The following is a 17,065-nucleotide window of genomic DNA, read 5'->3' as shown; positions in this document are numbered from 1 at the left end:
ATCGTTTCCATGACTTTCTTATGTTTATGTCGTGATACTTGGAAACGGGTATTACTATAATCCGCAAATCCAAATTTCCGCAGAATCCGAAACGAAGCGTTCGATTTTCAGGAAAAGGGACAAAACGAAGCGTTCAAAAAAGGAAAGCGCGCAACACTCAAAAAGCCGAAACAAAAGTTTTGTAATGACCTCTGTTTCGGCTTTATAATTTCATAAAAAATGGCTTTATAACGGCATTAAAATAAGGCTCAAAAGTTTGGCCTTCTGCTTGAAAAATTGTATCTTTGTTTAGTGCTAAGCAGCTGTTTTATGAACTAATTTTTCCTGTTTCTTATACAGCATCATGTCTGTATATTCGGCAGAATAATTCATGTGGGCATTGAATTCCTTTTTTGTACAACCCTCAAAAGGATTGCCAATGGTTCTGTTTGCTCCAATCCATTCACACAGTTCAAGTATGGAGGATTTATTGGATGTGAAATAAACGAAGGAATGCTTTTCGAGTATCTTTAAAACATCCAAATAATCAGACAAGCGCCAATACATATTGTACGTACCAACATCAGTGGAAAGATAAGGCGGATCAATTAAAAAGACGACTCCGGGAACATCCTTATATTGGTTGAATACTGCTTTGTAGTCGCATGATACAATTTCAAGCCCTTTTAAGTAGTCAGAAGACTCCGGATAACCGGTCTTGCGAATGTTGTTATAAAGGACTTCCTTGCGCATTTCGGCTACAGACAATTTATACTTCATGGAGAACATTAGTGAGGATGATAAGGTTATAAAATCCACGTACCCAACATTTAGTTCTTCTTCCTCGATACGTTTAAAAATGCGTTCTCTAAGTTCCCCTTTAATTGGTTTATGTTTGGGTATCGAATTACCCACCAGCTCCCTAATATCGGCAAGCAGTTTATTTGTCTGTGGGATATTTTTCAGTCTGAACCGGTAGTTGTCGAAGTCATTGTAGACAACAGTAGCATCGGGCTTGCTTCTTTTGGCTATATGCGAAAGAAGTCCGGAACCGCCAAACAAGTCCACAAACACGGTATCTTTAGGGAACTGTTCCAAAACTTTAATAAACTCTTTAGCAAACATTCTTTTTTGGCCTACAAATGGCAGTGGTGCAGATAAATTCATATTCTTCATACGTTCAAGTCAAATTTAATGTTTTCAACTCCGGATAACAGTTCCAGAGTCCGGTCAATGTTATTTTCATATATATGCACATTTCCAAGGTCAAGGGTTATGGACTTCAGGGGAAGCTCCACCTGCCTTGCCATCAGATAAAGATGATAAATATCAGCCGGAAGCCCAAGGTTCGCATCAGAACTACGCTGATATGCAGATAGCACCAGTTCTCCCTCATCAATTTGGAACTGCACAAGGCTCAGGCAGGGTGTCTGGTTGCTTTCCACCCCGGTTTCTCCAAGAAACAGGACATAATTCTTGCTGTTGCGCTTTTCCCGGTTAATCCTGGTTATGAGGGGTGGAAGCTTTTCAAAGTAAGTTGGATAGCTGTTTACAAGGGTATGGCCGCAATAACCCCACCAGGTAATCCCTGCCTCTTTGTATTTTTCCACATCCCGGACTCCTTGCATAAACAGTTTCAATTCCTCTTTCAGCTTTTTCCTGGCTATCCCGTGGCTTTCAAATATGTCAAGTAAATCAGCGGGGGTCAGCATGAGCCTTTCGTTTAATAGATACTTGATACGGCCTTTCCTATTGGTCTGGATTTTGCCCGTTTGGAGTATCTTGTCTAATGTCTGGTAATACTTATTCATGAGCTTTATTTTTGGTTGTACAAAGGTAGCTCTACCGGACAACACAAGGCATCCCCGGCACATCATTCATACTGCACCGAGCGTGCAGTGCTTTCCAAACCGTTTGATAATATCATACACCTTGCGTTCGCTTACCGAATATTTATTTGCCAAAAACGCCACTGCATAAGTGGTCTTTTCACCTTGTTTTTTCATGACCTCATACTCCGTATATAAGTCTATGAATCGAAGGTCATCCTGCTTGCCGCCCAAACTTATAAGCATTTCAAGCGGTTTTCTATTGAATTTAAGTGCTTCAAACAATGTCATATCCAATCATTTTTGTACTTTTGCAATGCCAATCATTTATTTAATGCGTAAAAACGCCACGAGAGTGCGGCAGAGGGCATTGCCCCCGGTCGCGCACTCTCGTGGCGTTTTGTGTTAATAAATGATTGGCGTCTATATTAACAGGCCGGGGGCTTTTTTTATCCCTCCCCCGAAGGGATTATCAATCATTTAATCCGATATAAATCCAAATTGAACTTATCTTTCTTTTCCCAGCCTTCAGCCAGAACCTTCTGAATATACCTTACCGCTTTCGTATAGAAGTCTTTCAACTCATCTAACCGACTAAAAGTATGGTATTCGGGCTGTTCATCCGAACCAAACTTGAATGTGACCGGTAGGGTTTCTCCGCCCGTCTGAACAGCCAGATCGTATGCTGCCTTATAGTTGTACTGGTTCTCCGTGGAAAGCCATACAGGGGCACCATTATAGGCGAATCCGGATAGGATAGCTGCATCAGTCTGGCTGTTATACCAGGACATAACCAATGTGCGGATTTCCTCATCAGTAGGCTTATGCCCGAACTCCTCTTCCATGTAGGAGGCAGAGCCGTTCTCTTTTTCCTGCACATCCCATCGGATGCGCCATTTGTCTTTAACCGGGTTCGTGCATTCCATCAGCGAAACCCCGGCACTTCCTTCAACTCTTCTCATGTAAACACGTATTTGGTTCTACCTTTGCCGAATGTCTCTGTTTTGATGGTCGTTTCAAACGGGAAACCATCCGGCATTTCCTTTACTTGTGCGAGAATATTCTTCATTTCCTCGCTGTTGGTGAAGAACTTCTTTGCCTCGCCGTTCACTTCGATGGCCACAATACAGCGGTCTTCTCCCTGCTCGGTCTTGATACCGGTCTCAAAGTCCTTCACTACAATCGGTAAGTTTACCAGTTCCCGGATGCTTACCACCACACCGGGAAATCGCTTCTTGCCGTCCTCCGGCTTGTAAGCGACATTCAAGTCTTTAAAACTTCTCATTTCTTTGCCTGTTAATCTTTTAAACAACTTATTACAGTCGGCGTGCTTCGTCATGCCGTAGAAACTGGCAATCAGTTCTCGCCGTCTTTTTCTCGATTTTACCTCGTGCATCTTCCGGGCAAACTTCTGTTTGATGCGTTTCCGCAATCTTACATAGTCGGGACGGATAACATAGCCAAGGAAATCAATGCCTTCTTCTACAGGGAACACCCGTTCATTCGGCTTTATTTCCAAGTCTATTTTTCCCATTTGCCCGTGAACAGCATCACGAATCTTCCACAATTCCGCTTTCGTTTTACCGAGTACCAGTCCGTCATCGCAATAGCGATAGTAATAACGAACCCTGTACTTATCCTTCAGATAGTGGTCTAAAAATACAGACAGAAGCAGATTTCCTGCCCCTTGTGAACTGCGCAGTCCGAAACTGATACCTTCCGGCAGCAGCTTAACAAACCGCTCCAGCAGCACCAACAGCCTTTTGTCCTTGAACACCCTCCGGAAGCACCACATAACAAAGTCCTGCCGCGCATTGTCGTAAAACCTCCGGATGTCAAATTTGTATGCGTAAAGCGTGCCTTCCGGATCTTTTTGCAAATCGGTACGTATGCAGTTCATCAGATCATGAGTACCGCGCCTTTTGATGCTTGCACCGGTTGTCCGAATATAACGTTTTTGCAGGTGGCGGTCCACCACATTCATGATGGCAAACACAGCGATGCGGTCTTTCATGGACAGGATCTGCAAAATACGTTTTTTACCGTATTCTTCAATTTCCCTCTCATGGTAGCCGCCCAGCCGGAATGAGCCGTCCGCAATGGAAGCCGTCAGTTCGGCGATAATCTTCTCCCTATGGGCAAGCAGGAACCGTCCCTGCCTTGACCTCTTACGATCGGTTCCGCGAAGTACCGAATCAAATGCCTCCGACATATTGGAGTATTCGATGATTTCCTCGATAATATATCCTTCCCTGCGCATAAGCTATTGGTTAATAAACATGGAAGATGAGGGCCTTCCTTTCCCCGGGTCTGACTTCTTCGAACTGATAACAGCCTACCAAACTCCACCCGACGCGTGATTTTTCAGCTTTCCACCTTTTCTGGTGCTGTTGCTGTGGCTTGCTCCCCTCGGCACCGCTTCGGGGACACGTCCCCGCTGCTGTACGCCGATTTGTTAGATTTCCAGACGCGAGCCGACATTCGCATTCGTATTCGAAGCATCGTTATTCGCATTCGCATTCGACACACCGCCATTCGCATTCGCATTGTTGTACCCGCGATAGACCACACGGACTATTGGGGAACTCTACCGCTTGCAAAGTTACTGATTTAACAGGCAAAACAGATAAACGAATTACACTATCATCCAAAATAAAACGGATATACTGCCACCCGCGATGGTGAGCCCCCAATCAATCCAGTCCCAAGGACTTCCCCGAAGAGTATCTTTCAGTTCCAGACAGGAAGCTGCAATGGCCGCAGCATAAAAGGCCGTCCAAGGAGTAAATCCCAATAGACCTACCATCAAACCACCGATAAGATGCTTGTAACGGTTACTCATTTTTAAAAATGCGATAATCTTTTTCATATACCTCAAAATTCTATTTTTTCGACCGGCTTCGCCGGTATTTGAATACCTTTTAAATGGAATTCGGAAACCATCCGAATCCCGTTCTTTCGTTTTAGTCGCTTCGCTCCACGCTTTGGCGCTTTGCGCTTACGCCACCTCGCGTATCGCCTTGTACGCTGCCACGCTTTGCGCCCGGACGATTTTGCCGCGGAAGGCCAGACGCGAGCCGACATACGCATTCGTAAACGAAGCATCGTTACTCGCATTCGCATACGACACACCGCCATACGCATTCGCATTGTTGCACCCGCGATAGACCACACGGACTGTGGCGGTGCTTATCCAGTACATGTCGGTATAGTAGGTAGAAGATGATCCGTTCAAATTACCTACCGGAACCAGGTCCATATACTTGCCGTGCGCCACGCCTGTAATCCACTGACCGCTGTCCTTCTTGCCCTGTACCATACGGATACTGCCGTCAGGCATCCAAATGCGCCATTTGCCCTGGTTGCCGCTGTCATTCGGCAGATCCACGCCGTCCATCATGTCATACTTGTTGCCGTAGATGTCCTCGTAGCCCAGGCAGCAGATATTGTTCACCTGCACCACGGTCGCCTGCCCGTATTCGTCCCGGCTCTTATACCAGGCATACTGATGCACCAAGCCGTCAATCAGCGAATTCGTGATTTTGTTGTTGATGACATACGCTTCATCATAGCCGATGGTATCTGTCATTCCATGGTCGGCCGTTCCACCCGTTGTCCGGTTATTGTTATGCTGACCGGCACCGCATTGTTCCTGCATGTCCCTACGCCCGTACTTTGCATAGCTCAGGTTCGCGATGCGGCTGTGCATCAGGGCATCTATCTGCTGCATGCCACGCTGCTGGCTGTAATAGTGGAAGTCCGTCCAGGTCATGCTTGCCGTGGTCGAAGCTCCGGTTATGCAGGCACGCAACTTGCTACCCACTACAGAACTGCCCACAACGGCACACAGATGTTCCTCATTGGCCACCCAATCCGGTTCCATGTCCTCTATCTTGTCGCTGTTGCTCAGCACCACGCAGTCAAACTCTGCCGTGTTCAGAATGGAGAAATGCAGGGCTGTAGCACGTTCCGGAACGTCTACTATCAGATACATGCCGGCTTCAAATTTCAAGCCGATGGTCGGCACCACAATACTCTTCAGGATGTTTCCCTCCGCATCAGCAAACACACTGCCGATAAGCCCCGTGCCGGGAACGCTCGGGAAGCGCACACGTCTGTAACCCGACACGTCCACTTTGCACACGGAATAAGCCTTGTCCGTCGTATAGGATTCCATCAGCGTGGGCTTGCCGCTCATGATCTTGCGTTCACCCAGCCAGCCGCCCTGTGTCTCCTTGATGGCATCCAGTGTCAGTACCGTCGCGTCCGGAATCGGGGGCATTTCGTCCTCCGGATAACTGCTGTAGCAGGCGTACTTCTTGCCACTCAGATAGTCGTTGATGCCCTTGCTCCAGTAAAACGGCTCATACATCATCCAGTCACCCTCGCTGCCGTCCAGCTTCGCAACCGTGCAATCGTTCATATCCTCCGCATCGGCATAGAAGTTCGAGCTTTCGTCATGCAGGGGGAAATAGGTCATCTCCCCGTCCGGGTTGTTCACTTCCACCTGCTGCCCGGCTATCTCCACCTTCCGGCTCGTAGGCATCCTGGTCACCTTGGCCAGTACGCGGTGGCGCTTGGACAGGATGGCATTCACATGCCCGCTCATTTTGTACGCATTCCCGAACTTGTATCCGGTCTTGTTGTCCAGGTTTGAAATATTGGCATCGTCGGCCACGCTGTCGTCAAACTCGATCATCGTATAGGGCGGCTGCTTGATGGTCAGTTCCGGATAACGGGCGGCATACTTCTCCAGTTCCTCATCAGCCAGATACTTCGTCAGGGTCAGCTTGCCCCTCAGTCCCGAATGCCGGTCATCCACGGCACCCGTCTGCGTATACGTTCCGTAGTCGTAATACTTCTTCAGCAGGGTTCCGTCGTCTTCCCGGTCTATCTCCAGCACAAAGCGCTCCAGCTTGCCGCTGCCGTTCAGTCTGGCCTGGTGCAGGCGTTCCAGCATGGCGAACCCGTCGATGCCGGGGCAGTTGGTGTAGCGGTAGCCCCGCACATTATTGATGCCTTCCAGTATCAGGCCGCTGTCCTGCAGCTTGGTCAGATATTCCAGGAACAGTTCCTCAATCGTGTCCGGCAGGTATAACTGCACAACGGGCGCACCGGTGGCCAGTTTCACACAGGTCAGCCCCGTACCCCTCACGTCCAGTTTCTTCAGTCGTCCCTGCCAGCTCAAGTCTAAAGTAGCCACATTCCCGTTGTCCCCGTTCCGGGCCAGCCGGTTGTTCCGCATGTTCACTTCTTCCAGAAGCAGCATGCCGTTCGTCGAAGCCATGAACGAGCCGTTCCGGTAACCGCTGGCTTTCTCCACGCTCATGTCGAGTTTTACCAGTGAGGTCAGCAGACCGAAGTTGAAGCCGATTGCGAACGCATCCTCGTGCCATACCAGCTCCTTGATTTTGGCTGCACCGATAATTTTCAGCGGGTCGTTCTCACCGAAGGCACGGGTCAGCTGCAACGAGTGGAGAACGTCCGCATCCACCACACCGCTGTCGGCCTGCACGCCGTTACTGGTAGACAGCTGCACACGGTATGGGATGGTCAGCCGGTACTGCATCGGCTTCAATTTGTATGCTTTGTCCAGCGATGCCGTACTCTGGTAGAACTGGGCACCCAACGTGGATACATAGCCATACTCCACCTGCTTCAGGTCGTACCGGCGTTGGATGAAGTAGTTCCGGTGCGCTTTCAATGAACCCTTCAAACCGTAAATCTGCGGATAGGTCTGTTTCGCGCCGTCCGCACCCACCGGCATTTCGTTCAAGAACGGGTAGATATATTTGAAGATACCGGACTTGTTGTACAGGCGCGAGCACCACTTCTTCATCTGTTCGGTGTCAAAATGGTCAACGGCCTTCTGGATGCTGAAGGCACTCATGAAGCTGGTTCCGCCGTTCACACCCTTGGTCATCACTTCTTCCAGCAGATTGCCCATATTGCCCAGTATCAGGTTCCACAGCCAGCTGTTGTGCCCCTGCATCACGTAGGCACCGTCGCGCTTCGTCTGCCGGTTGTCGTCATACTTCCCGGTCAGGAACGACTTGTTGTCCGAACCCAGCTGACAGTCCCCGTCGTAATAGGTAATCCACCACATCACGCCGTCCCACGTCCGCACCAGCATGTTTTTTGCCAGTTGGTCCACGCCCAGGTTGAACTGCACATACAGGTAGTAGGCAGCCAGATTGGGCAGGTTGAAATACTTCCCGGCTTCCTTCCTGAAGGTCGGGCTCACCCATTTCGCGGTCGGGAACCTGTTGCCGTCATCCTCATAGTCCACCCCGTCAAACGTGTGCGACTCCTTGTTATAGGTCAGATTCTTGCCGGCAGGCGTTTCCTTCACGCATTTATAGAGGAAACTCATCATGCGGTCAAGCGCCTTGTACATCTTGTCGTACTTGTCACCGGTGCCCAGGTGTTCCTTGATGTTCGGTTCTTCTTCGGCATCACCTCCGCCATCGTTCCAGAACACGTCTTTCGGATGGTTGAACTCGAAACCGCCGTCAAAGTTGAAATCCATGAAGTCCGTATGGTCGGGCTCCGTGGACGGCAGCCAGCGGAACAGGCACAGGTCATTCGAGTTGTTCAGCGTCTCGATGCAGATGGGCAGGTATTCCTTCGGCTGGTCGCCGGTTGCCTGCAGGTAGTTCAGGGTGTCGCCGGTTCCCCACTGCTCGCCGCCGATAGTCTTGTCCTGGCCGAATATCGGGTAGCTGTCGCTCTTCTCGTTGTTCATGTTGTACTGGCCGTAATAGGTCAGATCCTCATCCACGCTCCTGGCCACAAACAGGTCACAGGGCAAGCCGTCAATGGCCGAGCGTATATCCTGCCCGCACGTATCGCTATGGTCGGCTGCATATTGCTGGGCCGGGGTCAGGATACCCATCTCCTTCATGCCATCGTTGATGAACTTCGCGCCACCGGTGTTGGTCGTCATGGAGGAGTCGGAAAAGTCACATTTCGCACAGGCAAGTTTCGCGCCCACCGAGTTGCCCCGCAGCCGGAACAGGTTCTTCTTGCCCTCCGTGGCTGTCGGGTTGCTCTGCTGCCCGTTGCCGTCTATCTCGCCGTAGCTCATCCGTGCCGTGTAGCCACTGGCTGTCTTCTGGAAATAGAAGCGCAGGTTCTTGCGGGCATAGTTCACCGAGCTGGTTCCCTGAATGCGCAGATATATGTCACGGGCTATCCAGTCCAGCGCCCGGTTCTCGCCGTTGTAGAATCTCACTTCCCGGCACAGCTTGTTGGCCTTCTTGTTATTCAGCTGGGCCAGCGCATCCATCACGTTCAGCGTGTCGCTCTCGCTCGGCACCTCACTGCCCACGCTGCCCGTACCTATCAGTACCAGGATCGAGTTCCGGCGCTTCTTCATCAGTCCCATCAGCTTCTCCATGCTCACCGTGTCCCCCTCGTTCAGCACGCGGTTGTCCTCATCCAGCGAGCGCACGCCCGGTTCCCCGTCGGCATCTTCCAGGTGGTTGCGGTCCACGATGTAGTTGTTCAGCACCTCGTCCGAGGTCAGCGCCTTGTTGTAGATGCGCACGCTCTTCACGTTCAGGTCGGCACCCGTTGACTTGAACTCCAGCTGGCTCTGGATGTTGAAGTTCACCTTGTCCAGCCACTTCGAGGCGGCACTTTCCTCACCGTTGACATAGAAGCCGATCAGCGTGCGCTGTTCGTTCGTCTGCACGTTCGGGTAGAACACATAGGTAATGCGGATGTTCGTGCCCGGCTGGAACTTCGTACCCACCGAGTCCTCATAGCGCAGCACCTGTCCGGCATCCATCGCCTCGGTCACCACACCGGTCAGGAACTTGGCCTCTTCCGGGGTCACAATCAGCCCGTACCGGTTGCCGTTGTCCAGCTGCCCCAGGCAGGTGATCAGCTCCGCATTCGTGTCCGTCACGTTGGCCGTGCTGTATTCTATCTCCAGCGTCATGCCCACATCGCGTATGGCAAACCCTTCGGGCTTCTCCGCCTCGTTGAAGGGGCGGTAACCGCCGTCAGCGGTCAGGGTCATACCTGCACCACCGGCCAGCAGCAGGCGGTCCTTGTGCCAGCCGCTACCGGCACCATATTCGTTCACGCTCCACAGCACGTCCCGGAACTCCATACGCTTGTCACCGCTCACCCAGCTTGCCGGGTTGTTTTCCGTGTTGCTTCGCCCGAAGGCGTCAAACGTACACACGGCATCCGGTGCCAGCGTGGCTTCAATGTCCGGGTGCGATGTGGTGTTCACCTGCACCTCAAGCACGGCATCGCCGCATGACACACGGTAGTCCAACGGTTCCACGTTCACGTTCGTCCGTCCGTAGCTGCCGGTCTCACCGCGTTGCAGCAGGTCTTCCTTCACCACGCTGCCCCGGTCGGTCACTTTCACACGGGCCGTATACGCATCGCGGTCATAGCCGGCATACGTGAAGTTCCATGCCGTGAACTGCTCTGCCTCCAGCACCGGGTGTTTCCAGTCACGCTGGAACCCCGCTGCCCGGTGGCTGAACATCAGGCCGGCATACGCTGTCACACCTCCGCCTGCCTTCAGCAGCGTAATGTAATGCACCCGGCTCACCACACCGGAGTTCTCATGCTGCGCGTAGGCTTCCACCACGTTCGTACCCTCCTGCATCTGTGTCAGGGGGATGGTCACGTTCTTCTGCTGCACACCGCTGCCGGCCGAAAGACCGAGGGTAAAGGCCTGTCCGCCGTTCACGCGGTAGTAGATGTTCTTCTCACCGCTCGTGCCCTTGGCAGTAAAGGGGATGTTCACGTCATTTTTATATCCCCCGTCGGCCAGCCCGTTGCCCGCCGAGTAGGTGGTCTCCAGCTCCATGGCCACCATGGTCACCTTGGCCGTGGCCGTCTTCATCAGCGTGCCGTCCTGGTAAGTTGCCTGCGCTTCCACCTGTACGGTATAGGCAGTGGCATCCTTCAGGTAGGGCGAAGCGTCAAAGGTATAGCTCTGTCCGGCTGTAACGCCCACAAACTCCGCATCCCGGAACTCACTGATGACGGTCGAACCGCGTTTCACGATCACGCGGGCTTTCAGGTCGCTGTAGCCGTCCACCGTACCGCCACCGGCAGTGCCCACACCTACGGAGTATTTCACCACAAAGCCGCTGCCCAGTGCCAGATACTGCGAGGCGGGAAGTCCCGCACCGCCGCTGTCCGTCAGGTCGATGTTCACCACCACCTTGTCATCGTCCGTGTACTTGGAAAAGCGCACTTCCTTCGAGCTCTCGCCGCCCTGGTTGTCCTTCTGCTTGACGGTCATCACGTACTGGGTGCCGTCCTCGCTGTCCTGCACATCCACGTCCGTCACCGTACCCACCATCGCATCGAACACCGTTCCGGATGTAGGAGGTTTCGTCTCGCCGCTCACCAGTTCCTCGGTAGGGGTACGGTTTGACAGTTCCTTCTTCAGGAACGCTTCGATGTCATCGCCTGCATAGGCATGATAGGTGCCGTCCGGCTGTTTCTGATTCCATGGTGTTTCAAGATTCATCGGATGTTCAGTCGCGTTGATGATTCCGCTTATTTTCCTTTTTGCCATAATACTGTCCTTTTATAATAATCATTCATTTATCAGTTTTACTGCTACCGTTCCATGCGTCCGATCCGTTCCACGGCTCGTCGCCTTTCCAGTATCCAAGTCCGAAACAGCTGCTTATCGCAGACCACACCAGTCTTGCCCCGGCATAGACTGCCGACAGGGCACGTTTCCCCACATACGCAGCCGTTATTTCCTTACCGCCTATGGTTATCATCGTCAATCCTCCTCATAAATCAGATACAGCGTATTCGCATCCTTGTCCTGCAGCGCCTCGTAAGCTTCCCCGCTCATCACCTCATGCCGGTAGGCCAGCAGTCTCAGGCTGCCGCCTGTTCCGGTATATACGGCATCACCCAGCAGGTAGAGCTTGTCCGGCAGGATGGCTGTCCGGTCCGCATTCATGAATATGCCGGCAGGAGGCACACCCGCCACATCCCAGTCCCCGTACAGGGTGGAGTCCATGTGGTAGGCGAACTTCCCGGCATCCGCTACATACACTACGCTGCCGCCCGGTTTGGTACTCTTGTCAGGTAAAACGTTGCCTGTTTCCATCCATGAGGAAAAGCGTGCGGTAGCCCCGCCGATGGCTGCTGCCGTAGTCTGTTCCACCTTGGCAGCGGCGTTTTCTGCCTTGGCTGCCGCTTCGTTGGCCTTGGTGGCCGCTTCCGTGGCGGCCTGGGTCTTTTCCTCCAGTCCGGCTACGGCTCCTTCCGCTTTCTTGGCGGCAGCCTCGGCACGGGCGGCGGCATCGCTCGCAGGCTTCCCTATCAGTTCCAGGGGGACGTTCACCATCTTGCCGTCCTTCTCCCCGGGCAGTGATTTCACACCGCTCAGCGAGGTGACGGTCTCCAAGTCCTCCACGCCGGTAGAACTCTGGAGTACACGGTCCAGCACTTCCTGAACCAGTTCTTCTTGTGTCATTTCTGCCATACTCATTCGTTTTTATCGGTTTCTGACCCGCCCAGGATTTCGTTCAGGGCATCTATCACATTGGGAAGACAATAGCGTTCCACCGCCATGTGTATCATCCCGGTTTCCTCATCGCTGAACTCGGTCTCGCCGGTACTCTCGAAAATCTTGAACGCAAGCCGATGGGCCTTGATGCCACTGACACGCGTATACAGCAAATCGGCTATCTGCTCACGTGCATCGAAAACCTCCCTCGTCTGACGGGTTATTCCGGTGGGAACGCTGAAATTCCTGAAATCTAACTTTTTCATATATATCTGTTTTTTAGGATGAATGATTCAATATCTGGTAACGGAATCCGTCCGCTTTTGTAATAAGTACCGTTACGGAGTCCCCGGATGCCATCTCGTAGTTTTGCAAATCTTCATTGTGGTTATAGATACCTTTTAGTATGATATTCTTTGAACCGGGTCTGACCCTGAACGTGACAATGGCTGCAAAATCGGTAGGCAAGTAACTCATGCCGAACTTGTATGCCACAGAACTTTCCGACGGCAGCGTAACCTCTACCTTACTGTAGTTGGGTTCATTGTAATACATCAAAATGATATTGTGTTGTGAGAAATCCACCGTGTAGTTTCCACTTCCGAAGGTAAGCAGCTTGGCTTTCGTATTGATAAACGCCGGGGCAAGTAATGCCGCATTGCTGCTGATACCGTAGTTCTTCGTACCGCCGGTAACATCTATAAACAATCCATAGTTCGCTTGGTCGAAGCCGTAATTCCCGTATATATTGGGGGCTGAGTTCACGATACGACCGACAGCGGTAAAAGCTCCTCCTGCAGAAGACGGTATCACATCATCACCGAACATCACATATCCTTTGCTGCCGCCGACACGGAAAAAATCATCATAAATGGCAAGACCGCCACCGCTCCCGTGAGAGTCGGCCACAGAACCGATACGGCCGTTCCCTATCTCAAAGCCGCCGATTTTCCCTTTGCTGCTGTCTATCTCTCCGGTAAACTTACCGTTGGTCGTTTCAATGCTGCCGTCTTCCAGTATCTTAAAGTTGCCGTTGGCCGTTACCAGTCCCTCCAGCTGTATATGGTCGGCTGTCAGCTTGATTTTGCTCACGGTATTTCCGTACTCGTCCTCTTCCTCCACGCTCACCCCGATAAGGGCAATCTTTCCTGTATTGTCCTGCGCATACAGACCGGAACCTTCAGGCTTTATGACAAGCCCGGTCTCTTTCAGCGCATTACCGTCCTTGTCGAAGACCGCCGCTGAAATCTTTACCAGCCGGTCGCTCTGTTCGAACAGTGTACGGTACTTATAGGCCAGTGCGTCCGCCTTGTTGGTGCTGAACACCAGCAGCGAAATGTAAATCACGCCCGTAAACGACAGCTTGAAGTCGCCAGTGCCGTTCCAAAGTCCGTCCAGCGTGAACATCTTCTCACCGCCAACGGGCAGGTCCTCTTCATGGCCGAACATGTTGAAGTTCTCAAACCCGGTCTTGTCGGCGTTCACAAATTCTATTTTCAACCTTCCGGCCTTGATAACCCGGTAGCTGAACGACAGATACACCACGCCGGGCACCCGTTCGCCCTGGCTGTTCGTCTGCCGGTACTCCGGTACCAGACGGAAGTCTTTCAGCCGTTGCATGATGTAATTGTTCCGGATATAAGCATAAGGCACCTTGCCGTCTGTCCGTATCTCGGCATGCCCGTCCGGCTTCGTGCCGTAAGGACCGCCGTTCGCCCAGATCCAGCGTCCGCCCAGGGTGAACAGCGTGGCCTTGCTGCCCGTCTTCCATTTGTCCATGCCGTCGGCAAAACTGCTGTTGTCCAGATAGCTCTGTTCTTCGCGTATCTCCTTGCGCAAGCCTTCCACGGCTGAATGGATTTTGCCCTCGGTTATCTCAAATCGCGTCAGGATGTCCTCACCCGTCATCAGGATGAATGTGCCCCGTATATAGGCGTTATCCGCGCACAGGCCGTTGCCGTGCGGCTGGTTGTCTGCCGGGAAAGCGTCGCTCTTTATCCCGTCCAGATTGCCAAGCCGGCAGCGCAGGCAACCGTTGAAGTGCTTGGCCTTCACACCGTCCAGGATGTCGATACGGGGCTGCCCGTCCTCCGTGGCCGCAATGGATATAAGGTTCTGCCGGAGCGGGTTTTCGGTGTTGCCCATCAGCACGCACTCATCGCCTGCCTCCGGCTTCACCCCGCCAAACTCGCTTACCGGGACCAGCACACCGCCGGCTATCACCGAGGCCACCTCCACCCAGTAGGATTTTAGCTTTGAACCGCTCGTAACGGCACAGCGCATCTGGTCATGGGCCACAAAGCCGCTTTCCTGCTCGAACAGGATGCGGTAGTTGTCGCCTTGTTTCACCACGTCCTTGATTTTGCCGTTGGCAGCCGACACCACAATCTGCCCGCACACGCTGCGGATCTGCTGTATCAGCAGTTCCATCGCCACCAGGCTCTGACGGGCCGTAATCTTGTCCACGGTCAGGTTCGTCAGTCCCGTCAGCTGGTCTATCCAGATCTGCCAGCCCTCACCGGTCAGCCCGTCAACAAACCTGACGCTGCGCAGCAGTTCACGGATCACGGCGGTCAGGTACTCGGCATTGCCCTCACCGTCCACGCTGCCGCAGGGCTTGCCTCCGGCAGCCTCGCCAAAGGTCACGCCCTTCAGAAAGCGGATAGACTCCTTGGCCGTATCCGGCTTGCTCTTGTTCAGGAACTCTTTCTGGCTGCGCCTGGCGGAAAACAGGTTGTTGTCCGTGGGCAGCGTCTTGTCCCAGCTCCGTATGATGTCCGGAAGGGATGCGCCTTCCGTCTTTGATTTCGTATAGCTTTTCAGCGCACCGATGCTGTCCGTCACCTTGTCGAACTTGCCCACCTGCAGCGCATCGCTTATCTCGATGTCCATCTGCCCGGGTTCGTTCACCTTGCGGCTGATTTTGGTGATACGGCTCTGACGGTAGCCTTTTTCCGGGAAATACTTCCGGCTCTCCAGCTTCACCCGTCTGCCCACAAACAGGTCGATGCCGTGCTCCTCGATGTATACCGGGTCTGTCGGGGCTTTGTAGGCGGCAATGTCCAGCCAGTACTCCTTGTTGTACTCGTCCACCGCAACCGCAAACTCCTCTTCGGCCAGCCGGTAATACTCATCCGGCATCCGGATATTCCAAAGGATATAGGTGTCGCCTGCTCGGGGCACCAGCTTGCCGCCCGGCAGCTGGGTGTCGTCATCGTAGGGCCAGATGGTGATCAGTTCGAATTCACGTGCCGAGCTGTCGTAGTTCACCTCAAAGTAGTGGTCATCGCTTTCTCCCTGTCCGGCAAGGTCGCCCGTCTGGAACGACACACGTTTGGTTTCTCCGGCCAGCTCGTACAGGTTGGGGTCAAAGTCCAGTTCCCCGTCCCGGAAATAATAGACGGTGAATTTGTTCCCTTCATCGTCTGCCACCTCCTCGCTGCGAACCGAGCTCACCGTACCGACCCGACGGGGGAAGATGCCGCTGAAAGCATCCTGCTCGTAATGGTCATAGATGCCGTATTCATCCACGCCCTGCTCGATGTACTTCTTTCCGCCGGGGAGCATCAATCTCGGGCTGCCGTATTTCTCCGCATCGATGTTGCGGGTCGAGCCTACCGGGAACAGGCGCGTATAGAATTTGGCCGTGTTGCTCGTATCTCTTTCCAGGGAGGTCAGCCCCTTGCCGTAGCCAAGGGTGATTTCTTCCCCGTGTTCGCAGCGGCACACGTTCACAGTCTGCCCCTCAACCCACCATTCCACCTTGCCGCCGGCCTTTTCCGCGATGGCTTTCAGCGCTTCGTCGCAGTACATCCCCTCGTAGTCTATCGTGATCAGCTCCGTACCTTCCACCGTACCCACTTTCCAGTCGGTAATGTGGCCCATGCCGTCATTGATTGCCTTCACCACCATGGCCACATGCTCGCGGGGCGTGGCCGTCAGGGTAAACAGGGGGTTGGTGTCCCCGTCCGTCGTCTCCAGCACCAGGAACCGCTTGATCAAGCTCTCCACGCCGTACAGCTTCAGGTCATAGTCCCACTCACCCTCATTCACCTGCTTCGGGGTGTAGCGTTCCGTCAGCCAGTACCGTTCGTCCAGATAGTCCGTGTAGTCGTTCACGTCCAGGGGAAGGAAAGCATAATAGCTGAACGACAGGGAAAGCACATTCTCTCCCTGCACCTCCTTGCTTTGCGTCGAGCTGTCGTTCACAGCCACGTCCGCACGCTTGGTTCCGGCTTTGTCATATATCGTTAGAAGCATATTCTAATAGCGTTTGAATGGTTATATAATCGGTTTCGGTTCCCGGAACTTTACCTTGAACTTTCCGGCATGCACACCTTCTGTCCACAGATAGGTCAGCGGGGTGAACTTCGTGCAGTCGGCATACTTCACATGCAGCTGCAGGTCCAGCTGGGGGAAACGGATGTCCAGCCAGCCGTCTTTTCCTTGTTTAAGGAAATTCACAAAGGCAAAGTACTGCTTCATCCAGCCTGCCTGGGTCTTGTTGTACAGGGCAAAGTGCAGCGTCACGTCCCGCGCCTCGTTCTTGGGGTTAAGAACTGCGGAGTATTTCTCCCCGTCCTCTTCCCGTATGTCCACGGCAGTATCCTTCTTGGCCTTGCTCGGGGTCAGGATGGCCGTCAGGTTCTCCATGCCGCCGCGCCGCTCTTCCACCAGGAACACGCCGTATTCCGTCCAGATGTCCGTGCCGTTCACCAGCACCAGTCCGCTCAGTATATTGCCCATA

The 17,065-nt window shown here is 53.0% G+C and carries 12 protein-coding genes; all 12 read right to left on the bottom strand.

Annotated features, from left to right (window positions below; genetic code table 11):
- Positions 1-294: 294 nt before the first annotated feature.
- The 12 genes from KTR07_RS20445 to KTR07_RS20390 all read right to left on the bottom strand — a co-directional run bounded on the left by KTR07_RS20445 (position 295) and on the right by KTR07_RS20390 (position 17,064).
- Positions 295-1,155 carry a DNA adenine methylase gene (locus KTR07_RS20445; RefSeq protein WP_195373625.1) on the bottom strand — a complete coding sequence of 287 codons (861 nt, stop codon included), beginning with the start codon at positions 1,153-1,155 and terminating at the stop codon, positions 295-297.
- Complete coding sequence (locus tag KTR07_RS20440; RefSeq protein ID WP_195373624.1) at positions 1,152-1,790, bottom strand: thymidylate synthase; 639 nt, start codon at positions 1,788-1,790, stop codon at positions 1,152-1,154. The genes KTR07_RS20445 and KTR07_RS20440 overlap by 4 nt, the downstream gene beginning before the upstream one ends.
- A 66-nt stretch (positions 1,791-1,856) precedes the next feature.
- Positions 1,857-2,099, bottom strand: coding sequence for a hypothetical protein (locus tag KTR07_RS20435; protein WP_195373623.1), 243 nt, complete (start codon positions 2,097-2,099; stop codon positions 1,857-1,859).
- 185 nt (positions 2,100-2,284) lie between these two features.
- Positions 2,285-2,770, bottom strand: a complete 486-nt coding sequence (locus KTR07_RS20430) for a hypothetical protein (protein ID WP_195373621.1) — start codon at positions 2,768-2,770, stop codon at positions 2,285-2,287.
- Entirely contained in the window at positions 2,767-4,068 is a 1,302-nt protein-coding gene (locus KTR07_RS20425; protein ID WP_195550617.1) for a reverse transcriptase domain-containing protein, read from the bottom strand. The genes KTR07_RS20430 and KTR07_RS20425 overlap by 4 nt, the downstream gene beginning before the upstream one ends.
- A gap of 375 nt (positions 4,069-4,443) precedes the next feature.
- On the bottom strand, positions 4,444-4,677 hold the full coding sequence (locus KTR07_RS20420; RefSeq protein WP_146348753.1) for a hypothetical protein: 234 nt from the start codon (positions 4,675-4,677) through the stop codon (positions 4,444-4,446).
- A 129-nt stretch (positions 4,678-4,806) separates the two neighbouring features.
- Entirely contained in the window at positions 4,807-11,364 is a 6,558-nt protein-coding gene (locus KTR07_RS20415) for a hypothetical protein (RefSeq protein ID WP_217315491.1), read from the bottom strand.
- A gap of 25 nt (positions 11,365-11,389) precedes the next feature.
- Positions 11,390-11,578, bottom strand: a complete 189-nt coding sequence (locus tag KTR07_RS20410; RefSeq protein ID WP_007562482.1) for a hypothetical protein — start codon at positions 11,576-11,578, stop codon at positions 11,390-11,392.
- A gap of 2 nt (positions 11,579-11,580) precedes the next feature.
- A complete protein-coding gene (locus KTR07_RS20405) occupies positions 11,581-12,300 on the bottom strand; it encodes a hypothetical protein (RefSeq protein WP_007571287.1) in 720 nt (239 codons plus the stop codon).
- Complete coding sequence (locus tag KTR07_RS20400; RefSeq protein ID WP_005798244.1) at positions 12,297-12,584, bottom strand: hypothetical protein; 288 nt, start codon at positions 12,582-12,584, stop codon at positions 12,297-12,299. Before KTR07_RS20400 ends, KTR07_RS20405 begins: the two co-directional genes overlap by 4 nt.
- Before the next feature lie 13 nt (positions 12,585-12,597).
- Positions 12,598-16,578, bottom strand: a complete 3,981-nt coding sequence (locus tag KTR07_RS20395) for a hypothetical protein (RefSeq protein ID WP_217315490.1) — start codon at positions 16,576-16,578, stop codon at positions 12,598-12,600.
- Positions 16,579-16,599: 21 nt separating this feature from the next.
- Positions 16,600-17,064 (bottom strand): hypothetical protein, encoded by a 465-nt coding sequence (locus tag KTR07_RS20390; RefSeq protein WP_195550614.1) that lies wholly within the window; start codon positions 17,062-17,064, stop codon positions 16,600-16,602.
- Between the last annotated feature and the right edge of the window lies 1 nt (position 17,065).

The sequence above is a fragment of the Bacteroides sp. MSK.20.82 genome, from assembly GCF_019052485.1.
Lineage (GTDB): Bacteria > Bacteroidota > Bacteroidia > Bacteroidales > Bacteroidaceae > Bacteroides > Bacteroides thetaiotaomicron.
Note: the sequence above shows the minus strand (reverse complement) of the source record. Positions and strands in the feature narration are given on the sequence as shown.